This is a genomic window from Bartonella sp. AA86SXKL, assembly GCF_042196885.1.
In genome coordinates, this window is the sequence record NZ_JBHIRE010000582.1 from 1 (window position 1) to 541 (window position 541).

The 541-nt window shown below is 39.4% G+C and carries 1 protein-coding gene; it reads left to right on the forward strand.

From position 1 onward, the window contains the following. Positions 1 to 541 (forward strand): molybdopterin-dependent oxidoreductase (locus ACFIO5_RS13400; RefSeq protein ID WP_375705680.1); only part of this gene is annotated, 541 nt, incomplete at both ends.

The window sequence follows — 541 nt, forward strand, 5'->3', positions numbered from 1 at the left end:
TGTACGCAAAGATGGTAAGCTTCAACCTGTAAGTTGGACAGAAGCTTTTGAAAAAATTAAAATGGTGGTTTCTAAAACCTTGCCAGAAAAAATAGGTGCGATTGCAGGAGATCTTACGTCCATTGAAGAAATGTATGCACTTAAAAAATTACTGATTTCATTGGGATCAAAGATCTTCGATTGTCGTCAAAGAGGGATGGCTTTGTCTTCTGAGTTAGGCCGTTCGAGTTATATTTTTAATCCAACAATTGCAGGTATTGAACAGGCTGATGCATTGCTTATCGTAGGGTCTAATCCTCGCTATGAAGCCGCTGTTTTAAATGCACGTATTTTAAAGCGTAAACGAATGGGACAATTTCCCATAGCATTAATTGGGGAGAAGGTCGATTTACGTTATCCTTATTCTTATCTTGGAACTGGTACGGATGCATTGAATGCACTTATTCGTGGAGAGGATGCGTTTTTTAATGTCTTAAAAGAAGCGAAGAAGCCACTTATTCTTATCGGGGAGGGAGCTGTTTCAGGTAAAGAGGGCTTGTCT